Source organism: Arthrobacter sp. AQ5-05 (assembly GCF_003287975.1).
In the GTDB taxonomy this organism is placed as follows: Bacteria; Actinomycetota; Actinomycetes; order Actinomycetales; family Micrococcaceae; genus Paeniglutamicibacter.
In genome coordinates this window covers 189,388-208,570 of sequence record NZ_QMKQ01000002.1, presented here as the reverse complement: position 1 = coordinate 208,570, position 19,183 = coordinate 189,388, and the positions used below count along the sequence as shown (strand labels likewise).

Sequence of the window (19,183 nt, the reverse complement as noted above, 5' to 3'; positions counted from 1 at the left end):
GCGGCGGTCAGTCGCCGGTGAGCTCGGCCATGGCCTGGCCCATGGCGGCTGCCACCAGCTGGACGCTGCGCCGGTGCATGGACTCGGGGCGGGCCAGCAGGTCGATGCGCCGCCGGTTGGCGATTCCTTCCAGGGCGCGCAGCACCACGTTCTCGCCCACCGCGGCGCCGGCGGTGTAGCGCGGAATGATGCCGATGACGTCCCCGGCGGCGACCAGGGCGGCGACCGTGGCGTAGTCGTTGACGCGGTGGATGATGTCGGGGGCCGAGCCGGCGACCGCGCTGATGGCGCCGAGCACATCGGCCGGGGAGAATCCCTCCCGGCTGACCACCCACTGCTCGCCGACCAGGTCCGCCGGGCGCAGCGTGTCCCTGGCCGCCAGCCGGTGGCCGGCCGGCAGGGCGATGTCCAGGGGCTCGTGCGCCAGCGCGGTGACGAGTACCCGGTCGGTGGGCCAGTGCGGGGTGTGGTCCATGCGGTGGGCCAGGACCAGGTCGTAGCGGGCGGTCAGCGCCGGAAAGTCCTGCTGCGCCACGTCCTCGTCGAAGAACCGCGGCGTCGGGAGTCCGGGCGCCGCCAGCTTGCCCAGCAACGGGGCGAAGAGCACCTGGCCCACGGAGTGGAACCCGGCCACCGACACCGGGACGGCGGTGCTTTCCTGGAACCCGCCGATCGCGGCGCGCGCTGCTGCCATCGAGGAAATCACCGTGGCGCCGGCGGCGGCCAGCACCGCCCCGGCCTCGGTGAGCACCAGGTTCCGGCCCTCCTTGCGGGTCAGCGGGACCTGGATGTTGCGCTGCAGCAGGGCCAGCTGCTGGGAGACGGCCGAGGGCGTGACATACATGGCGCTGGCGACGGCCTTGACCGAGCCGAGGTCGCCGAGTTCGCGCAGGATCTGCAACTGATGGACTTCCATGTAGTCAATCCTAAATCGTAGATTGAGAAACATGCGTATCTTCTAAGGTGTCCATGGCGGGTGGGAGATGCCAGACTGGAGGCGAATCGTCCATGAAGGCGCGCCTGCGCGGCGCAATAGAGGAGCCACCCATGAAGGCACTGTACAAGTCCGGACCGCACGCAGGGTTCGAGCTGGTTGACCGCCCAGAGCCCGTGACCGGCGACCGCGACGTGAAGATCCGTGTGATGACCGCGGGCATCTGCGGCACCGACCTGCATATCCAGGCCTACGACGACGCCGCCAAGGCGATGATCAAGGCCCCGATGATTCCGGGCCACGAGTTCTACGGCGAGGTCGTCGAGGTTGGCGACGAGGTCTCCGACGTGAAGATCGGCGACCGCGTCTCCGGCGAGGGCCACGTGGTCTGCGGCATGTGCCGCAACTGCCGCGCCGGCCGCCGCCAGATGTGCATCAACACCGTCTCGGTCGGCGTACAGCGCGACGGGGCCTTCGCCGAATTCGTGGTCATCCCCGAAACCAACGTCTGGGTCCACCGCGACCCCTCGATCACCCCGGAACTCGGCGCGATCTTCGACCCGTTCGGCAACGCCGTGCACACGGCGCTGTCCTTCCCGCTGGTCGGCGAGGACGTGCTGATCACCGGTGCGGGCCCCATCGGCCTGATGGCCATCGCCGTCGCCCGTCACGCAGGCGCACGCAAGATCGCCATCACCGACGTCTCCCCGCAGCGCCTGGAACTGGCCCGCGGCATGGGTGTGGATTTGGCCATCGACGTCTCCAAGACCCGCATCAAGGACGCCCAACGCGAACTTGGCATGCGCGAGGGCTTCGACTTCGGCATGGAAATGTCCGGACACCCCACCGCACTGCCGGAAATGATCGAGAACATGAACCACGGCGGGCACATCTCGATGCTCGGCCTGCCCTCAAGCTCCATCGACATCGACTGGGGCAAGGTCGTCACCCACATGCTCACGCTCAAGGGCATCTACGGCCGCGAGATGTTCGAGACCTGGTACGCCATGAGCGCGATGCTCACCTCCAACCCGGTGCTGCGCGAGCGCGTTGCCTCGGTGGTCACCGACTACCTGCCGGCCACGGAATGGGAAGCCGGCTTCGACGCCGCCCGCTCCGGCCACGGCGGCAAGGTCGTCCTGGACTGGACAGTCTTCTAAACCCCCTCCAAGCCTCTTCCACACCACCCGCGACTTCCAGGAGAAGCACATGTACACCACCATGAAAGACGAGCTGGCAGCCGAACTGGCCCAGCTGCGCACCGACGGCCTGTTCAAGTCGGAACGCCACATCGACTCGGCCCAGTCCAACCGCATCTCCGCCGGCGAGCTCGGCTCCGAGGCCAAGAAGGTGCTGAACTTCTGCGCCAACAACTACCTCGGCCTGGCCGATGATGCGCGCATCATCGAGGCCGCCAAGAACGCCATGGACACCCGCGGCTTCGGCATGGCCTCGGTCCGCTTCATCTGCGGCACCCAGGACCTGCACCTGGAACTTGAGGCAGCAGTCTCCAAGTTCCTGGGCACCGAGGACACCATCTTGTTCTCCAGCTGCTTCGATGCCAACGGCGGTGTCTTCGAGTCGCTCTTTGGGCCCGAGGACGCAATCATCTCCGATGCACTGAACCACGCCTCGATCATCGATGGCATCCGCCTGTCCAAGGCCGCGCGCTTCCGCTACGCAAACCAGGACATGGCCGATTTGGAAACCCAGCTGCAGGCGGCAGCCGCGCTGAACGAGGGCAAGGGTGCACGCCGCACCATCGTCGTCACCGACGGCATCTTCTCCATGGACGGCTTCATCGCCCCGCTGGGGGCCATCTGCGACTTGGCCGACAAGTACGGCGCACTGGTCATGGTCGATGACTCCCACGCCGTGGGCTTCATGGGCGCCACCGGCGCCGGAACCCCGGAGCACGCGGGTGTCTCTGACCGCGTGGACATCTACACCGGCACCTTCGGCAAGGCACTGGGCGGCGCCTCGGGTGGCTACGTTGCAGGCCGCGGCGAGATCGTGGCGATGCTGCGCCAGAAGGCGCGCCCGTACCTGTTCTCCAACTCGCTGGCCCCTGCCATCGTTGCCGCAACGCTCAAGGCACTCGAACTCGTTGAGGGTTCGGGCGAGCTGCGCGGGAAGCTGTTCGAAAACGCCGCGCACTTCCGCACCCGCATGACCGAGGAAGGCTTCGACCTGCTCGACGGCGAACACGCCATCGTTCCGGTGATGTTCGGCGATGCCGTGAAGGCCGCCGAGGTCGCCGGCAAGATGCTCGAGCAGGGCGTCTTTGTCACGGCCTTCAGTTTCCCGGTGGTCCCGAAGGGCGCAGCACGCATCCGCGTGCAGCTCTCGGCAGCGCACTCGGCCGAGGACATCGAGGCCTGCGTGCAGGCGTTCGTCGCCAGCCGCTAGATCCACAAAGCAGGTGTCGCCCGCAGTCCCCATCGTGGGGGAGTGCGGGCGACACCCGGTTAAGCGGTTGTTGGCCACTTGCCGTGGCCGGTGCCGATGCCACCGTGCATCCGGTGCGGACGGGTCCTATCGGCCGGCCAGGCTCGCGGCGGGAAGCTCGGTTTCGGAGCGCGAGCGACCGATCAACGCACCGTAGATCAGTGCCGCCAGGACCGGGGTGGCCAGCGAACCGATGTTCGAGGCCCAGGGGCTGCCGGATTGGACCAGCGTGATCCCGGCCGCTGCCGAGAGCACCCAGGCCGCGACCCCGGCCCGGTTCAGCGAGGGAAAGGCGGAGTCCGGAAGTGAACCGTCCGGCACGATGCTGCCGCGCCGCTCGTGGACGAAGATGTGCACCAGTGCGATCGCCACCCAGCCGGTGACCAATGCCCCCTGCCATGACAGGGCCAGCAACAGGTACTTGACCACCGGCAGCAGCATCAGCAGGTAGATGATGATGGCTCCGATCCCGACCCAGGCCAGCGAGGGCAGGCGCAAGTGCAGGGCGCGCTGGGCGAATTCGCGCAGGTTGGCAATGCCCAGTGCGTAGTTCGCGGTGTTGATCCGGGTCTGCGACACGAAGATCACCAGCAGGCCCAGTGGGCCCATGAGCTGGACCAAGGCGCCGGCGACACCGGTCTCCGTGGCCTCGGCGCCGGGAATGGTGAAGATCAGGTAGATGCCGATCAGCGAGTTGACACCGAAGGCCAGGATGTAGAAAAGCCAGCCGAAGGTGTACCGCTGGTGGAACTTCACGTCCTTGGCGCGGCCCAGGGCGGCGAAGTCCATCGTGTACATCATCAGGATCCATACGCCCATGAAGGCGGCGCAGGTGGCCAGCCAGCCCGGCCCGCCGGCGGTGAACGGCAGAGCTCCGGGGGAGTGGGTGAGCCAGGCACCGCCATCGGGATGGGCGATGGAAGCCCAGATGACGGCGACGAGCAGGCCGCCCCAGTAGATCGGCAGCAGCCAGCCGTTGATCTTGTCCAGCCAGCGTTGGATGCCGCCGGCTATCAGCGGGATCGTGTAGAGCACCACCAGTGCGTACCAGAGCTCGATGGGGCCTCCGAACTGCGCCTGGAAGGCGTAGCCGAGGATGGCGCCCTCGAAGACCGCATAGTAGATGGCGGTGGCGGCGAAGACCAGGGTGGCCAACATGGCGCCCTTGCTGCCGAGCAGCGTGCGGGAGAACTGGGCGACGGTCAGGGAATGCTTCAGTGCGTAGCCGGCCAGGATCCGGTTGATCGCGCCATAGAGGACGATGGTGATTGCCAACCCGATAAGGGTGTCGATGGTGCCGTAGGCCTGGGCCAGCGAGGCGCCGATGTAGATGAAGAACATGGCCGAGACCAGGCCGTACCAGGCCATGGACAGTGAGCCGGCACTCATTTTGCTGTTTTCTGTGGCCGGTTGTTCGGCCGTTGACGGGGTTGACACGGGACTTCTCCTTCAGAAGGGCACGGCAGGGCAACGGGGACGATCCCGCAGGTGCTTGGTGCCAGGGGTGTGTGACAAGGAATGGCGCCGAGGCCATCCCTTGGGGATCAGCCGGTGCCCTGTGTGTGAAGCCGGACAAGTGCTGCGTGCTGGTGCGGGGACCCGCAGCGGATTCCCGCGCCGTCTTCACCGAGCGGGGCTCCGCATGCCTCGGCAGGGGGATAACCACTCGGAATCCTTCGAGCCCCCGCAAGGAGGCGGTGCGGCCGGGCGGAAGGGGGAGGAAACCGGCCGGTCTTGCGCTGCCCCCTCCGCCTGGCGGCGGTGGGTGCGGCTAGTGCCAGTGGGCCGATGAGCGGCGCTTCATCAACTGCCGGTACTCCGCGGTGGTGTTTTCATACAGTTCGCCGGTGCCCCAGTCCAGGATCACGCCGTGGCGCCGGATGACATCGAGCATGTCCGTGGTGCCGTTGCGGTAGCTTTCGGCGACCGCGTGCGGGTCCTCGGTGAGCCAGCCGTGCCGCGCGGCACGGATCTGCTCGCGCAACTCCGTGGTGGCGGCCTCGTCGATCTCGAAATCGTCGAGTTCCGCGTCGATCTCGCGAATCACCACGCCGTAGTCCTTGGCGGCGCGGTCGATCGAGACGTAGCCGTCGATGACGTCCTCCCTGACCTCGGCGGCGGTGCGCATCAGCGGGTCGCCGAAGCCACCGCCGCCGGCGGAGGGTCGGGTAAAGGTGTCGCCGGACTGCACCGGCACGGAGGAGAAGTTCGAGCCGAGGTAGCGTTCCCCGTCCGTCCCCTTGTTCAGCCAGACCCCGTGCGGGATGGAGGGCAGGCCTCCCTCGATGCCCCAGGTGATGGAGCGGGCCCGGTCACAGCAGTAGCTCATGACGGTGTCGAAGGCGTCGGTGAGCACCCCTCCCTTTTCGATCCCCAGTCCGCCGCGGTAGCGGCCCGGACCGGCGGAGTCCATGGCGATCTCGTGCCGGGTGGTCAGCACGGGGGAGAGTCGTTCCTGGCCCTCGATCGGCTGCACGGCCAGGCCGGGACCGAAGACCGGTGCAGTGGCCGATGAGCCGTCCTTGCTGGCGCGTCCGCCCCAGCCGCCGGCCATCCAGTCGTACCACATGAAATACTCGTTGGTCGGGGTCCGGGCGTCCTTGCCGCCGACCAGCAGGTATTCGAGGTTGAATGCGCACGCCATGGCGCGTTCGGGCATGATCTGGCTCCACAGTTCGAAGATACCGTTCATGATTTTTTCGTACGGGCCGGAACAGAACCCGGTGACGGCGTAGGGCCATCCGGCGTTGACCACGGTGCCTTCCGGGCCGATCTCCGCACGGACCGCAGCGTAGAAGCCGGAGTTCAGCGGGACTTCCGGGAAGAAGGTCTTGGTGCCGGCGTAGATGGCCGAGTGGGTGGTTCCGTATCCGGAATTCAGGAAGGTGGCCACGGCGGGAGCCGACCCGGTCAGGTCGTAGTGGATTCCGTGCCCGTCGAGGGTGAGCTTGATCTTGATCGGTACCAGGCCCTCGCCCTTGCCCGGGTCCACGTCGATGTAGTCGGTGGTTTCCCATTCGCCGCGGGGCAGGGACTCCAGCTGTCGCAGGACCGTCCGTTCCACGTAGTCCTGGGTTTCCTGCATGGCCGCCAGCACGGTGCCCTTGGTGTACTTGCCGACCAGGCGGTGCACTTCGCGCTCGCAGACGGCGGTGGCCTCGGACTGGGCATGGAGGTCCCCCATGGCCTGGCGCGGCGCGCGGGTGTTGGACACCAGCAGTTGGGCGACGTCGTGCAGGAAAACGCCCTTGGACCAGATGCGCACCGGGGTGATGCGCAGGCCCTCGCCGAAGTGCTCCTTGGCGTTGACGTCAAAGGAACCGGGGACGTTGCCGCCGATGTCGGCCCAGTGGCCCTTGTTCTGGGCGAAGGCGATGACCTCGCCGTCGGCGAAGATCGGCCGGATGAAGGACACGTCGTTGAAGTGGGTGCCGCCGCGGTAGGGGTCGTTGATCGCGAAGACATCGCCCGGGTGGATGTCGGTGCCGAACTCTTCGATCACGGCTTTGCACTGGAAATGCAGTGTGCCCACGTGCACCGCGATGTCGCCAGATCCCTGCATCACGGTGTTGCCCTGGGCATCGCACAATGCCGAGGAGAAGTCGCGGGAGTAGATGACGAAGGAGTAGCAGGTGCGCAGGATCTGTTCGCTCATCAGGTCGACCGAGGTCGCGAACGCGTTCTTGAGCACCTCGAAGGTGACGGGGTCCAGGGATGCGTGCCTCGCCGTGTTGGCCAGGGTGTCTGGGGCAACGAGTGTATCGGTCATGACTAGGACTCCTTGCTTGAGGAAAGATCGTGGAGGTGGATGCGAATGTTGCCCCAGCCGTCGATCTCGGCGGTCGTGCGGGGCGGAACGACGCTGGTGGAATCGAGCTGGTCGATGATGGCCGGCCCGGGGAACGTGGCGCCGGCGGGAAGCTGGGCCCTGTCGTAGACAGGGGTGGACAGCCATCCGGCGTCGCCGAAGTAGACCTCGCGGGTGGAAACCGGGGGGCCAGGGTCGGCGTTGAGCTGGGGGGCCGGAATGAAGGCAGGCTTCGGGGTCTTGCCGACGGCGCTGAGCAGCAGCTGGTAGATCTCGACCGGCTGGTCGTCCTGGCGGAAGGCGAACTCCCGCTCGTGTTCCTGGTGGAAGGTCTCGATGGCGGTGTCCAGGGCGCCGCGTCCGGAGCCGATGGGCACCGAGAGCGAACGCCACTGTCCCGCATAGCGCATGGAGATCTCGCGTTGCAGCACGGCGTTCTCGTCGCTGACTCCCTCGTGCCGTAGGCGCGAGGAAGCTTCCCTTTCCAGGGTCGCGAACCGGGCTTCGATTTCTGCCGGATCGCTCTCGGAGGCCAGGCCCGTGAACATGGCCGAGAGGTCGTGGCGGATGTCGACCAGCAGGCAGCCCAGCGCGGAGGTAACTCCGGGATTCGCCGGGACCACGACGGTGGGGATGTTCAGCTCGCGGGCCACCTCGGCGCCGTGCAGCGCCCCGGCCCCGCCAAAGGCGATGAGCGCGAAATCGCGCGGGTCGTAGCCCCGGCGGATCGAGATCAGGCGAACCGCATCGGCCATGTTGGCGTTGGCGACCTGCAGGATGGCATGGGCGGCCTCGGCCTCTTCCATACCCAGCGGTTCGGAGATGACCCGCTTGATGGCCGCCAAGGACAGGTCGCGGTCGAGGGACTTGGCACCGCCGGCCAGGGAGGTTCCCAAGCGGTTCAAGGCCAGGTTGGCGTCGCAGTTGGTGGGCTCTTCACCGCCGGTGTTGTAGCAGGCCGGGCCCGGTGCCGCGCCCGCGGACTGGGGGCCGTTGCGCAGGGATCCGGCGATGTCGATGTGGGCCAGGGAGCCGCCGCCGGCACCGATGGTCATGACCTCGATGGAGGGGAAGACGATGGGGTGGCCGTATTCGACGTGCCATTCCTTGGTGATGCGCAATTCGCCGTCCGAGACCAGGCAGATGTCGGTGGAGGTGCCGCCCATGTCCAGTCCGACAGCGTTTTCGAAGCCGCATTGCTGGGCGACATGCTTGGCGGCGATGGCGCCGGCTGCAATGCCGGAGGCCGCGAGCCTCACAGGATAGCGCTTGACCATGCGCGGGGTCATCGATCCGCCGCCGGAGTGAAGCAGCAGCAGGTCCCCGGAATAGCCGCCGTCCTTGAGCTGTGTGGCTAGGCGGTCCACGTATCCGGTCACTAGCGGGGCCAGCACGGCATTGGAGACCGCGGTGTTGAAGCGGTCGTGCTCGAAGATCTCGGGCAGGATCTCGGCGGATGCCGAAACGGTGGCCTCGGGAAGTTCCTCCTGGAGGATCTCGCGCATCCTGATCTCGTTGGCGGGGTTGGCGTAGGAGTTAATGAAGCACACGGCAATCGTGGTGGTTCCGCGCTTGCGCAGCAATGCGGCGAGCCGCCGGGCCTCGACCTCGTCCAAGGGGGTGACGACCTTGCCGGAGAAATCGATTCGCTCAGTGACCTCGAAACGGTCGCGGCGTCGGATGTAGGGGCCCGAGACGTCGTTGTAGGCATCCCAAAGATCGTCCTTCGTTCCGTCGCGGATTTCGATGACATCGCGGAAACCACGGGTGGTGATCATGGCCGAAGCCGGGAACTTGCGAGTGATGAGGGCGTTTGTTGCCACCGTCGTTCCGTGTGAGAACAAAGAGACATCTGCAAGATTGATGTTGGCCCTTTCCACGCCGCCCATGACGGCCAGCATGGGGTCATGGGGCGTGGAGGGAACCTTGGTGACCCGCATTTCCTGGGTTTCTTCGTCGAAAATGCAGACGTCGGTGAACGTGCCTCCCACGTCCACGGCAACTCGTAAATTGGCCATTCTGCGCTCCTTGCTGGTTCGGGTTTTCGCTTTCCACAACCATGCAGTGTGACGCGCATCTCTGTCATTGGCGGATTTCAAAGGTCTCGGGCCTATCATTGTATTTTCTACAAAATCCCGTACTGCTCGGGATGATCCGGGGTCCCACGGCCTCGAATGCGAAGAGTAGATCGAGCGGCGGATCGAGCGAAGGGAATCGCGGTGTTGCACTTAAGCGACCTGGTGAAGGACAAGACCCTGGGATTGGAGCTTGTGGTCGCCGGCGACCTTGATCCGCGGGTCACCGGTGCCCATAGTTCCGAGATCCACGATCCTGCCCGCTGGTTTGAATCGGGAAACATCATGCTGACCACCGGTATGCGGTTCCTGAATGAAGCGCGGCCGGAAGCCGCGGCGCGCGAGCTGGTGGAGGCACTGATCCGGGCGGATATCGCCGCCCTGTTCTTCGGCATCGGCCTGTATTTCCCCTCGATTCCCGATTCGTTGCGCGACAACTGCTTGGAACTGGGATTGCCGCTGGTGGCGGTCGCCCCGGATGTCCCCTTCCGGCACATCGAAAACCACGTCAACCGAAATGCGTCGATACCCAAGGAATACGGCCTCAAGCGCATGCTGTGGCTGACCAACGACCTGCTGGAAAGTATCTCCTCGGACACTCCGGTGAAGTCGCTTATTGGCCGGGTGGGCGCGGCTTGCCGGGGAACCGCGGTGCTCTACGAGGATTCCGGGGCAATTGTCGAATCCACGGGGGAGGGTCCCACGAATTTGATCCTCTCGGCCATCGGCAACGGGTCCTCGCCACTGGACAGGATCTCGATCGGCCGCTGGGAAGTGATGTACCGTTCGATGGTGCTGCGCGGCCGCGGCTATCACCTGGCGATTGCCACGCGGCAGGGGACGCTGCTCGATGACCTGGGCGATGTCCTGCTGGAAACCACCCAACGCATGCTCGGAGCCATCGAGGGCATCAGCCATTTCGACACCTCGCGCCAACGCCATGAAAATGCCAGGCTGCTCACCAGCCTGCAGGACGGGATCGAGGTCTCCCGGGAACTGCGCTACTGGGAGTTGCTCAAGCCCTTGGGGTTCAAGGCCTTCGAGCAGGTCCGCGTGGTCGTGGCCACCACGCTGGGTGAAGCGTTGTTGACCCCGGCCAGGGTTGAGACCTTGGTGGATTCCGCCGGACGGTTGGATGTTCCGCTGCTATTTGCCGAGAACGGGAAAACGCCCGAGGTGCCGCCGGGGTTCCACGCACTGCTTCCGGAGTCCCGGGTTGGCGGGCAATGGCTGGAAGCCGCTGCACCGGGTATGGCGATTGGGCTGAGCGAGCCCTTCGGTTCATTGGCGCAGGTCCCGGAGCAGTTCCAGGAGGCCGAGCTGGCCGCGGGCATCGCCCGGCGGCGGCCATCCGGTGATGCGGGCGGGAGCGGATGCATGGTCCGGATGGAGCAGGTCGATCCCGCGAGTTGGTTGCTGGCCAGGCTGAAGGGGCCGGCCGACCGCAAGCGATTGACCCGGTTTGTGCAGCCGCTGCGGCAGGAAAAGGAACTGGTAGACACGATCCAGGGGTACTTGGCGCTGGACCAGGATGTTGCCAAGGTCGCGGCCTGGCTCTACGTCCACCCGAACACGGTTCGCTACCGCGTGAAGAAAGTGGGCGAGATCCTCGGCGGGAGCCTGGGCGAGCCGGGCCTGATCGCGAACCTTTACCTCGCCTACCAGACAGAGATCCTGCGGATCCGGGCCCGAGCCACCGGGGCGTAGCGGCCCGGTTCTGGCGGGTTCACCCGCGGGTGGGAAGGGCCTGCGGGTCGATGTCGCCGGAGTCGTGGCAGTAGCCCAGGACCCGGATGATCGTTTGAAGGTCGCCGGCGGGCAACGCCTCGAGGATCTCGCGGTGCGCCCGCGCAATGGAGGCCTGGTGTTCGGGCCCCAGTTGGTAGGCGCGGGTGATCCTCCGCTGGATCGGGTGTCCCCAGATGCTTTCCAGTGTCTCGCGCAGGTACTGGTTGGGACAGGGATCCATGAGCCTCAGGTGGAATTCCTTGCCGAGGCGGAACTGTTCCTCCGCGTCGGTGGGTTCCACCGTCTCGAATTCGTCGATAAGTGCCCGCAGCCGCACCAGTTGCGCGGGGGAGTGCCTGCCGATGGCCTGTGCCATCGCCAGCTGCTCCAGGTGGTAACGCACCTCAAAGACGTTGTGCACATCCTGGGCGGTGAGGTCGTTGACCACGTACCCGCTCCCGGGCACCAGCGTGGCCAGCCCCTCCATGGCGATCTGGGCCAATGCGTCGCGCACCGGGGTACGCGACACCCCGAATTGGGCGGCAACCTGCTCCTGGACCAGGGAGGCTCCCGGCTTCAGCGCTCCGCTGACGATTTCGGAGGCGATCTGGTCATGGACGCGCACCGCCAGTGGCCTTGCGTCGTGGACTCCCGTAGCCATGCGTCTCCCTGAAAATGTTTCGTCGCGGTTCCCAGCATTCTATCGTGCGGTTTTCACTCCGCGTCGCGGCACTGGTGGCATGGGTCACAAAAAACCCTTGACCCATCTGTATCCACTGTATACGGTGAATACAGTCAAGCACTCTCCACCTTCCGGAAAAGGAAAAAACATGTATGTCTTGAACACCTGGTACGTGGCGGCCTGGAGCAACGAGGTCGACCGCAAACCGGTCAAGCGCGTGATCTGCGAGCAGCCACTCGTGCTCTTTCGCACCCAGAACGGTACGCCCGTGGCCCTGGCCGACCGCTGCGCCCACCGTGCCTTCCCGCTCTCGGCGGGCCGCACCATCGGGGACTCCATCGAGTGCGGCTACCACGGCTTCACCTATGGCGAGGACGGCATGTGCACCAAGGTCCCCGCGCAGAGCACCATCCCCGAACGCGCCAAGGTCCGCAAATACCCGCTGGTGGAAAAGGACGGCTGGATCTGGGCTTGGATGGGCGACGCGGCGGCGGCCGACCCCGCGGACGTACCCGACACCCACTGGATGAACGACCCGGAATGGGCCACCGTGACCCACTCGGTGCCGTTCGCCTGCCGTGCCGAACTGATCCACGACAACCTGCTGGACCTGACCCACGAGTCCTTCCTGCACAAGACCACCGTGGGCGACGACTACATCTACGAGCACGGCATCACCGTTGAAGTCGAGGGATCGGTGGTCAGCGTCGATAGGCTGATGCCCTCGGTCGAGGCCCCCCCGCTGTACGCCGACACCATGAATGCCCGCGGCCTGTTCGACCGCTTCCACTGCACCGAGTTCTTTGTGCCGAACCTGCACGTGCTGCACTCCGGGATCACCGGGGAAGGCAAGCCCCGCGCCGAGGGCTACCTGATCAAGGTGCTCAACGGCATCACACCGATCGACGCGCACAACTCCTGGTACTACTACGCCTTCAGCCGCAACTTCGCCGTCGACGACGCACAGGCCACCGAGGACCTGCGCGTGGGCCTGGAGACGGTGCTGCGCGAGGATGCCGAGGCCCTGGAAGCCCAGGAAATCGGCATGCAGTCCCGCCCGGCCGGCGAGTTCGACGTGCTCATCGCCCAGGACGGCGGCGTGGCCAAGGCCCGGCGCATCCTTTCCACGCTCATCAAGCGCGAGCAGGCCGCCGTCGCGGACCGCTCCGCCGCCGGCGCAAGGGCCTAGACGCCATGTGGTTGCTGGTACGCAAGGACTCGCTTGACGACTACTGGGATGCGGAACCCGGGCAGCGCACGCTGGCCGCCTGCCCGGACACCGACGAACGCGGGGACCCGTGGCGCTGGACCGCCCGCCTGATCCAGGAACAGGCCGGACCCGAGGTCCATGTCGAGGCGGACCCCGACTACATCGGGGTGCAGACCCGCGTGTACGCCGACGGCTACACCGGCATCGTCGAGCGAGCCGCAGGGCACCAGATGGTGGTGACCTCGCTGCACGGCCAGGTGCTCATCGCCGCGGTCGACGGTCCCTGGGAGCGCTGGCTGAATCCCGGCGACGTGTTCATCGTGGAGGGCGAGGACGACGAGTCGCTGCGCCTCTCGCTGACCGCACCCGAGGCCCGGGTCTCGGTGACAATGCTGGCGCCGCGCCGTGCCCCGGCCCTGCGCTGGGTGCCGTGAAACTCGGGACGCTGCCGGCGCGCCAGCTCGCCCCGGTCGGTTCGGCCTTCAGCGGGATCGACTTTTCCGCCCCAGGGAAGCAACTTGGCTACGGACACGTGGTGCATTCGGACAACGTGCACGACGGGTCGGTCATCCCGGTGCCCGTGGCCGTGATTTCCTCAGGACCCGGACCGGTGGCCCTGCTGGTCGCCGGCACCCACGGGGACGAGTACGAGGGCCAGGTCCTGGCCCACGAACTGATCCGCGAGCTGGACCCGGAGCGGCTGACGGGCACCGTGATCGTGGTACCTGCGGCCAACTCCCCGGCCGTGCGCGGTGCCGCGCGGGTCTCGCCCATCGATGCGGGAAACCTCAACCGCAGCTATCCGGGCCGCGCAGACGGCGGGCCAACCGAACAGGTGGCCGCGCTGATTGCCGGGGAGCTGCTGCCGCGCGCCGATTTCGTGATCGATATGCATTCCGGAGGGTCGAACTCGACGTACCTGCCGTGCGCGTTCATCTATCGCGGCCCCGACGAAGGATTATGGGGTGCGAAGCTGCGCGCCGCCCGGCTTCTCGGGCTTCCCTACGTGATGGTGGTGGGCCCGATGCTCGAGCCCGGATCGTTGTCCAGCGCCGGGGATCTGGCGGGGATCCCCACGATCTCCACCGAGATCTCCGGTGCCGGGACCGTGGACCGTCAGGCACTGGGGTGCCTGCGCCGCGGTATGGATGCATTGCTCGGCGGCTTGGGGATCCTGAAGGACGACCTCGGCGCCGCACCCGTGGCCGACCCGCAGTGGCTGGGCCTGGTTCCGGAATCGCCGGTGACCTCCTCGGTGGCCGGGCTGTTCGAGCCGCTGGTTGACCTGGGAGACACGGTGGCCGCCGGGCAGCCGGTGGCGCGCGTGCACTTCATCGACGAGCTGGACCGGCCCCCGAGGCTGTTCACTGCACGCACCGATGGCGTTGTCGCAATCTTGCGTCGACCAACTGTGGTGTCCCCGGGCAGCCACATGCTGCACATCGCCCGGGCCCTTGACCCCCTTGATCCGTAGTATCCCGTTCCACCACACCGAAAATCCGGTGCCGATTCCGGCCCGGACACCACCACAAAAGGACAGAACATGATCTCGCACCGCACCGCAGGTATCTTGGCCGGCGGCATGCTCCTTGCCCTTGCCGCAACCGGATGCACCACCGTCACCCAGGCCGAACCGACCCAGGGCAGCGCCGCCCCGGCTGCCGGTTCCGCCTCCGCGGCTGCCCTGGGCGTCAACGAAGAAGCCCGCGCACTGCTGCCGGCGGCCTTCCGCGACAAGGGCGTGCTGAGCATCGCCTCGGACCCCACCTACCCGCCTTTCGAGTTCTACGACACCGACAACAAGACCATGATCGGCTGGGACGTGGACATGGGCGACGCAATCGGCGCGGTTCTGGGCCTTAGCGTCGAGCACGTGCCGGCCACCTTCGACACCATCCTGCCGGGACTGCAGTCGGGCAAGTACGACATGGGGATGTCCACCTTCACCGTCACCGACGAGCGCCGCAAGGCAGTGGACTTCGTTCCCAACCTGCAGGGCGGCACCGGAATCGCCGTGGCGCCGGGGAACCCGGAAAAGCTCGGGGTGGACCCGGAGCGCCTGTGTGGCAAGAAGATCGCCGCGCAGAAGGGCTCCATCCAGTCCCTGGATATCCTGCCGGCCTTCTCCAAGACCTGCACCGAGGCCGGGAACCCCGCCATCGACATGCAGTTCTTCCCCACGCAGAACGATGCGAACCTGGCACTGACCTCCGGGCGCGTGCAAGGTGTCATGGCCGACTCGGTGTCCCTGGCCTACCAGGGCGAATTGGCCGGCGGGAAGTTCGAACTCGCCGAGGGCCCTGATTTCGAGCCCGAGCTGACCGCCGCCGCGCTGGCCAAGAACAGCGAGCTGATCCCTGCCATCCAGGCCGCCACGGCCGCGGTCCTTGAATCCCCGGTCTACCTGGAGATGAATTCCAAGTGGAAGCTGCCCTCGACCGTGGCGATCACCCCCGCCGACGTCGTGTTGAAGTAGAAGTGATACCCACACCATGAGCATTGCTACCGAACGTTACAAGACCGCGGCCGCGGCAGACGATTTCAGCATCGTCAAGGCCCGGCACCCCGGGCGCTGGATCTCGGCCGCGGTCATCGTGTTCATCGGGCTGCTGCTGCTGCGCTCGGTGGTTTCCAACCCGAACTTCGGGTGGGCAACCGTCGGGATGTACATCCGCGACGTCTCGATCGTGCGCGGCATCGCCATCACCCTGGAGCTGACCGCCATCTGCATGGTGATCGGCATCGTCCTGGGAGTGGTGCTGGCCGTGATGCGGATCTCGGCGAACCCGGTGGTGCGCACCGCCTCCTTCGCCTACATCAGCTTTTTCCGCGGCACTCCGGTGCTGGTCCAGCTGCTGTTCTGGTACAATCTGGCGGCGCTCTACCCTTCGATCACCCTCGGGATCCCGGGGGTGGACCTGGACGCAAATGCGATCATCACGCCGCTGACCGCCGCGATCCTGGGGCTGGGCCTGAACCAGGCGGCCTACATGTCCGAGATCGTGCGCGCCGGCATCCTGTCGGTGGAGCACGGCCAGTCCGAGGCGGCCGGGGCGCTGGGCATCAACAGGCTGCAGACCATGCGCAGGGTCATCCTGCCCCAGGCCATGCGGGTGATCATCCCGCCCACGGGCAACGAGACCATCGGCATGCTCAAGACCACCGCACTGGTCTCGGTCATCTCGGTGCCCGAACTGCTGTACTCCGCGCAGATCATCTACGCCCGGAACTTCGAGACGATCCCGCTGTTGATGGTGGCCAGCATCTGGTACATCGTGGTGACCTCGATCCTGGGCGTGGGGCAGTTCTACCTGGAGCGACACTACGCCAAGGGCGGGCAGCGCAGCCTGCCGCCGACCCCGTGGCAACAACTCAAACGCTTCGTGCGGGTCCATGACCCGTTGAGCGCGAAGGGAGCCAAGAAATGAGTGCAACCATCATGGAGGCAACCACCACCGCCAAGGCGCTGGAACCGATGATCATGGCCAATGCGATCCGCAAGAACTACGGCCGCCTGGAGGTCCTCAAGGGCATCGACCTGCAGGTCGGGCGCGGGGAGGTGGTGTGCCTGATCGGCCCCTCCGGGTCGGGCAAATCGACGCTGCTGCGCTGCATCAACCACCTCGAGACCATCGACGGCGGGCGCATGTGGGTGGACGGGTCGGTGATGGGCTACGACCTCAAGGGCACCAAGCTGCACGAGCAGTCACATGCGCGGATCTGCCGGTCCCGGGTGGAGATCGGCATGGTGTTCCAGCACTTCAACCTGTTCCCGCACATGAACGTGCTGGAGAACCTCATCGAGGCACCGCGCCTGGTGCTGAAGGAGAAACGCTCCACCGCGACGGCGCGGGCCCTTCAGCTGCTTGATTCGGTGGGGCTGGCCGACAAGGCCAAGTCCTTCCCCCGACAGCTTTCGGGCGGTCAGCAGCAACGCGTGGCCATCGCCCGGGCCCTGTGCATGCGCCCGAAGGTCATGCTCTTTGACGAGCCGACCTCGGCCCTGGATCCCGAGCTGGTGGGAGAGGTCCTGAAGGTCATGAAGGACCTGGCGGCCACCGGCATGACCATGGTCGTGGTGACCCACGAGATGAACTTTGCCCGGGACGTTGCGGACCGGGTGGTGTTCATGGCCGACGGCCATGTCGTGGAGCAGGGCCCGGCCAAGGAGGTCATCGGCAATCCGCAGCACGAACGCACCCGCGCCTTCCTGGCCTCGGTGCGCTGAGACACGCATCAACCATCCATCCACGCATCCTTGAAAGGGCACATACAGATGTCGACCCTGGAATTCTTTGAAACCGAAGTCCACCGCATCACCCACGAGTCCGACGGCGTCCTGTCCATGGAACTGCGCCATCCGCTGGGCCATCAACTGCCGGAATGGGATGCCGGGTCCCACTTGGACGTGCTGCTGCCCAACGGACTGATCCGGCAGTATTCCCTGTGCTCGGATCCCGGGCAGCGGGATTCCTGGCGCCTGGCGGTGCTGCGGGAACCGGCAGGACGCGGCGGCTCGGCCTTCGTGCACGACGAACTGCGCCCCGGCACCAAGATCCAGGTGCGCGGTCCCAAGAACAACTTCGCCCTGGCGCCGGCCGCGGAGCATGTGTTCCTGGCCGGCGGGATCGGCATCACCCCGATCCTGCCCATGGTGCGGGCCGCCGCCGCCGGGGACAAGCCGTGGCGGCTGATCTACATGGGCCGCAGCCGGAAGAACATGGCCTTCCTCGACGAGCTCGCCGGCTACGGACAGAACGTGCACATCCACGCCGACGATGAGAGCGGCTTCTATCCGCTGGCGGAATTGCTCGCCGATCCGGGCGCGGATTTCCATGTGTACACCTGTGGCCCCGGACCGCTGCTGAAGGTGATCGAATCCCTGGCCGGGGGCTGGCTTGATCCTTCCCGCCTGCACTTCGAACGCTTTGCCGCCGACCCCGCGACCGCGGAAGCGGCAGTGGCGCCGCACGAGGGCGACCATGAGTTCACGGTCCAGGGCACCGACGGCACCGAGGTCAGGGTCCCGGTCGGGGTCAGCATCCTGCAGGCACTGGAGGACGCGGGGCGCAATCCGCTGAATTCCTGCCGCGAGGGGATCTGCGGCACCTGCGAAACCCCCGTGCTCTCCGGGGAGATCGACCACCGCGATTCCCTGCTCTCGGACGAGGAACGCGAGGCGGGGGACACCATGATGATCTGCGTGTCGCGGTGCAAGGGCAAGCGCCTGGTGCTCGACCTGGGTTAGACGCGATCCGGGCGCCCGCACTTTGTCGAGGGACCGTGGCCGTCGAATTCCTGGTGGCGGGGAACCGCATGGCGACATGTCAATACGGGGGATCCGGGTGCTTGCATCCCCATGCCGACGGACCGTTCCGGGAAAAGACGTCCCGGGACGGCACAAAGAGATGCGCAGCCGCGGTTCACAGGGGAGAGGGATCTTCGCACCGCCGAGGCTCCTGGGGTTCCCCGCCCCCTTGACTGGGCCAGCGGGAGCGGGGAACCTCGAACCAGGCACTCTGTCGGTCACCGCCCGAAGGATTGGCGGCCGACGGACCCCCATCCGCGCACACCCGGCCCAGGAGAGCATCATGAGCACGAAGTTCAACGACATGCTGACGCACCAGATCGGCAACGAGTTCGCCGCCTCCCAGCAGTACGTTGCCGTCGCCGTTTGGTACGACGGGAAGGACCTGCCACAGCTGGCGAAACACTTCTACCGCCAATCCCTGGAGGAACGGAACCACGCCATGATGATGGTCCAGTACATGCTGGATCGCGGCATCAAGGCCAGCATCCCGGGCGTCGAGGCGGTACGCAACGACTTCGAGACGGCGGAGGATCCGCTGATCCTGGCCCTGGAACAGGAACTGGAGGTCACCGAGCGGATCAAGGAGCTCTTTGCCCTGGCCCGTGCCGAGGAGGACCCCTTGGGCGAGCAGTTCATGCTGTGGTTCCTCAAGGAGCAGGTCGAAGAGGTGGCCTCGATGTCGACGCTGCTGAACGTGGCCCGGAGGGCGAGCAACCTCTTCGACGTCGAAACGTTCCTGGCCCGCGAGTCCGTGGGGGATCCAGGGCAGTCCGGCGGATCGGGCGGGACGCCGGAAGCCGCCGGCGGGGCGCTGTAGGCCAATCGGCATCGGCCGGGGCATACACCCGGCGGGAGCAGGACACCCAGGGTCTCTCGCACCCCGGCAGGGGGTTAACAAACGACCAGTCCAGATGCTACTTTTGTCCCAATGGACTTGCTGCGTTGCTAGTCACCGCGGATCCCGCCACGGCCCGGACGGGTGTGTAC

Annotated in this window: 16 protein-coding genes; 11 read left to right on the top strand and 5 right to left on the bottom strand. The window is 66.2% G+C overall.

Going from position 1 to position 19,183, the window contains the following annotated elements; translation table 11 throughout:
* Nucleotides 1-7 precede the first annotated feature (7 nt).
* Nucleotides 8-916, bottom strand: coding sequence for a LysR family transcriptional regulator (locus tag DQ353_RS03565; protein ID WP_113761407.1), 909 nt, complete (start codon nucleotides 914-916; stop codon nucleotides 8-10).
* Nucleotides 917-1,047: 131 nt separating this feature from the next.
* Between DQ353_RS03565 and tdh the strand changes: the two genes are divergently transcribed.
* A complete protein-coding gene (tdh, locus tag DQ353_RS03560) occupies nucleotides 1,048-2,094 on the top strand; it encodes an L-threonine 3-dehydrogenase (RefSeq protein WP_113761406.1) in 1,047 nt (348 codons plus the stop codon).
* A gap of 49 nt (nucleotides 2,095-2,143) precedes the next feature.
* Nucleotides 2,144-3,343 carry a glycine C-acetyltransferase gene (locus tag DQ353_RS03555; protein ID WP_113761405.1) on the top strand — a complete coding sequence of 400 codons (1,200 nt, stop codon included), beginning with the start codon at nucleotides 2,144-2,146 and terminating at the stop codon, nucleotides 3,341-3,343.
* Nucleotides 3,344-3,469: 126 nt separating this feature from the next.
* On the opposite strand, the gene DQ353_RS03550 is transcribed toward DQ353_RS03555, so the two are convergent.
* The 3 genes from DQ353_RS03550 to DQ353_RS03540 form a co-directional block, all read right to left on the bottom strand.
* Complete coding sequence (locus tag DQ353_RS03550; RefSeq protein WP_113761404.1) at nucleotides 3,470-4,771, bottom strand: purine-cytosine permease family protein; 1,302 nt, start codon at nucleotides 4,769-4,771, stop codon at nucleotides 3,470-3,472.
* Between the two features lie 382 nt (nucleotides 4,772-5,153).
* The gene (locus DQ353_RS03545; protein ID WP_113761403.1) at nucleotides 5,154-7,151 is read right to left on the bottom strand and encodes a hydantoinase B/oxoprolinase family protein; all 1,998 of its coding nucleotides are present in this window, start codon (nucleotides 7,149-7,151) and stop codon (nucleotides 5,154-5,156) included.
* Nucleotides 7,152-7,153: 2 nt separating this feature from the next.
* A complete protein-coding gene (locus DQ353_RS03540; protein WP_113761402.1) occupies nucleotides 7,154-9,208 on the bottom strand; it encodes a hydantoinase/oxoprolinase family protein in 2,055 nt (684 codons plus the stop codon).
* A 201-nt stretch (nucleotides 9,209-9,409) separates the two neighbouring features.
* On the opposite strand from DQ353_RS03540, the gene DQ353_RS03535 reads away from it, so the two are divergent.
* On the top strand, nucleotides 9,410-10,972 hold the full coding sequence (locus tag DQ353_RS03535; RefSeq protein WP_113761401.1) for a PucR family transcriptional regulator: 1,563 nt from the start codon (nucleotides 9,410-9,412) through the stop codon (nucleotides 10,970-10,972).
* A 19-nt stretch (nucleotides 10,973-10,991) separates the two neighbouring features.
* Here the strand turns inward: DQ353_RS03535 and DQ353_RS03530 are convergent, their stop codons facing one another.
* The gene (locus tag DQ353_RS03530) at nucleotides 10,992-11,654 is read right to left on the bottom strand and encodes a GntR family transcriptional regulator (RefSeq protein ID WP_113761400.1); all 663 of its coding nucleotides are present in this window, start codon (nucleotides 11,652-11,654) and stop codon (nucleotides 10,992-10,994) included.
* 169 nt (nucleotides 11,655-11,823) lie between these two features.
* Between DQ353_RS03530 and DQ353_RS03525 the strand changes: the two genes are divergently transcribed.
* From DQ353_RS03525 to DQ353_RS03490, 8 genes are all read left to right on the top strand, one after another.
* Nucleotides 11,824-12,864: a Rieske 2Fe-2S domain-containing protein gene (locus DQ353_RS03525; RefSeq protein ID WP_113761399.1), complete on the top strand. Its 1,041-nt coding sequence runs from the start codon at nucleotides 11,824-11,826 to the stop codon at nucleotides 12,862-12,864.
* 5 nt (nucleotides 12,865-12,869) lie between these two features.
* Complete coding sequence (locus DQ353_RS03520) at nucleotides 12,870-13,319, top strand: hypothetical protein (protein ID WP_113761398.1); 450 nt, start codon at nucleotides 12,870-12,872, stop codon at nucleotides 13,317-13,319.
* Nucleotides 13,316-14,359, top strand: a complete 1,044-nt coding sequence (locus DQ353_RS03515; RefSeq protein WP_286166583.1) for a succinylglutamate desuccinylase/aspartoacylase family protein — start codon at nucleotides 13,316-13,318, stop codon at nucleotides 14,357-14,359. Before DQ353_RS03520 ends, DQ353_RS03515 begins: the two co-directional genes overlap by 4 nt.
* Before the next feature lie 69 nt (nucleotides 14,360-14,428).
* Nucleotides 14,429-15,361 carry an ABC transporter substrate-binding protein gene (locus DQ353_RS03510; protein WP_113761397.1) on the top strand — a complete coding sequence of 311 codons (933 nt, stop codon included), beginning with the start codon at nucleotides 14,429-14,431 and terminating at the stop codon, nucleotides 15,359-15,361.
* A 16-nt stretch (nucleotides 15,362-15,377) separates the two neighbouring features.
* Nucleotides 15,378-16,313, top strand: a complete 936-nt coding sequence (locus DQ353_RS03505; protein ID WP_113761396.1) for an amino acid ABC transporter permease — start codon at nucleotides 15,378-15,380, stop codon at nucleotides 16,311-16,313.
* Complete coding sequence (locus DQ353_RS03500) at nucleotides 16,310-17,113, top strand: amino acid ABC transporter ATP-binding protein (protein WP_286166582.1); 804 nt, start codon at nucleotides 16,310-16,312, stop codon at nucleotides 17,111-17,113. Before DQ353_RS03505 ends, DQ353_RS03500 begins: the two co-directional genes overlap by 4 nt.
* A 48-nt stretch (nucleotides 17,114-17,161) precedes the next feature.
* The gene (locus DQ353_RS03495; RefSeq protein WP_113761395.1) at nucleotides 17,162-18,133 is read left to right on the top strand and encodes a PDR/VanB family oxidoreductase; all 972 of its coding nucleotides are present in this window, start codon (nucleotides 17,162-17,164) and stop codon (nucleotides 18,131-18,133) included.
* 343 nt (nucleotides 18,134-18,476) lie between these two features.
* On the top strand, nucleotides 18,477-19,013 hold the full coding sequence (locus tag DQ353_RS03490) for a ferritin (RefSeq protein ID WP_113761394.1): 537 nt from the start codon (nucleotides 18,477-18,479) through the stop codon (nucleotides 19,011-19,013).
* The last annotated feature ends 170 nt before the right edge of the window (nucleotides 19,014-19,183 follow it).

Coding starts and splice junctions, on each gene's coding strand:
- DQ353_RS03565 (WP_113761407.1), bottom strand. CDS start 916: ATGGAAGTCCATCAGTTGCAGATCCTGCGCGAACTCGGCGACCTCGGC.
- tdh (WP_113761406.1), top strand. CDS start 1,048: ATGAAGGCACTGTACAAGTCCGGACCGCACGCAGGGTTCGAGCTGGTT.
- DQ353_RS03555 (WP_113761405.1), top strand. CDS start 2,144: ATGTACACCACCATGAAAGACGAGCTGGCAGCCGAACTGGCCCAGCTG.
- DQ353_RS03550 (WP_113761404.1), bottom strand. CDS start 4,771: ATGAGTGCCGGCTCACTGTCCATGGCCTGGTACGGCCTGGTCTCGGCC.
- DQ353_RS03545 (WP_113761403.1), bottom strand. CDS start 7,151: ATGACCGATACACTCGTTGCCCCAGACACCCTGGCCAACACGGCGAGG.
- DQ353_RS03540 (WP_113761402.1), bottom strand. CDS start 9,208: ATGGCCAATTTACGAGTTGCCGTGGACGTGGGAGGCACGTTCACCGAC.
- DQ353_RS03530 (WP_113761400.1), bottom strand. CDS start 11,654: ATGGCTACGGGAGTCCACGACGCAAGGCCACTGGCGGTGCGCGTCCAT.
- DQ353_RS03525 (WP_113761399.1), top strand. CDS start 11,824: ATGTATGTCTTGAACACCTGGTACGTGGCGGCCTGGAGCAACGAGGTC.
- DQ353_RS03520 (WP_113761398.1), top strand. CDS start 12,870: ATGTGGTTGCTGGTACGCAAGGACTCGCTTGACGACTACTGGGATGCG.
- DQ353_RS03510 (WP_113761397.1), top strand. CDS start 14,429: ATGATCTCGCACCGCACCGCAGGTATCTTGGCCGGCGGCATGCTCCTT.
- DQ353_RS03505 (WP_113761396.1), top strand. CDS start 15,378: ATGAGCATTGCTACCGAACGTTACAAGACCGCGGCCGCGGCAGACGAT.
- DQ353_RS03500 (WP_286166582.1), top strand. CDS start 16,310: ATGAGTGCAACCATCATGGAGGCAACCACCACCGCCAAGGCGCTGGAA.
- DQ353_RS03495 (WP_113761395.1), top strand. CDS start 17,162: ATGTCGACCCTGGAATTCTTTGAAACCGAAGTCCACCGCATCACCCAC.
- DQ353_RS03490 (WP_113761394.1), top strand. CDS start 18,477: ATGAGCACGAAGTTCAACGACATGCTGACGCACCAGATCGGCAACGAG.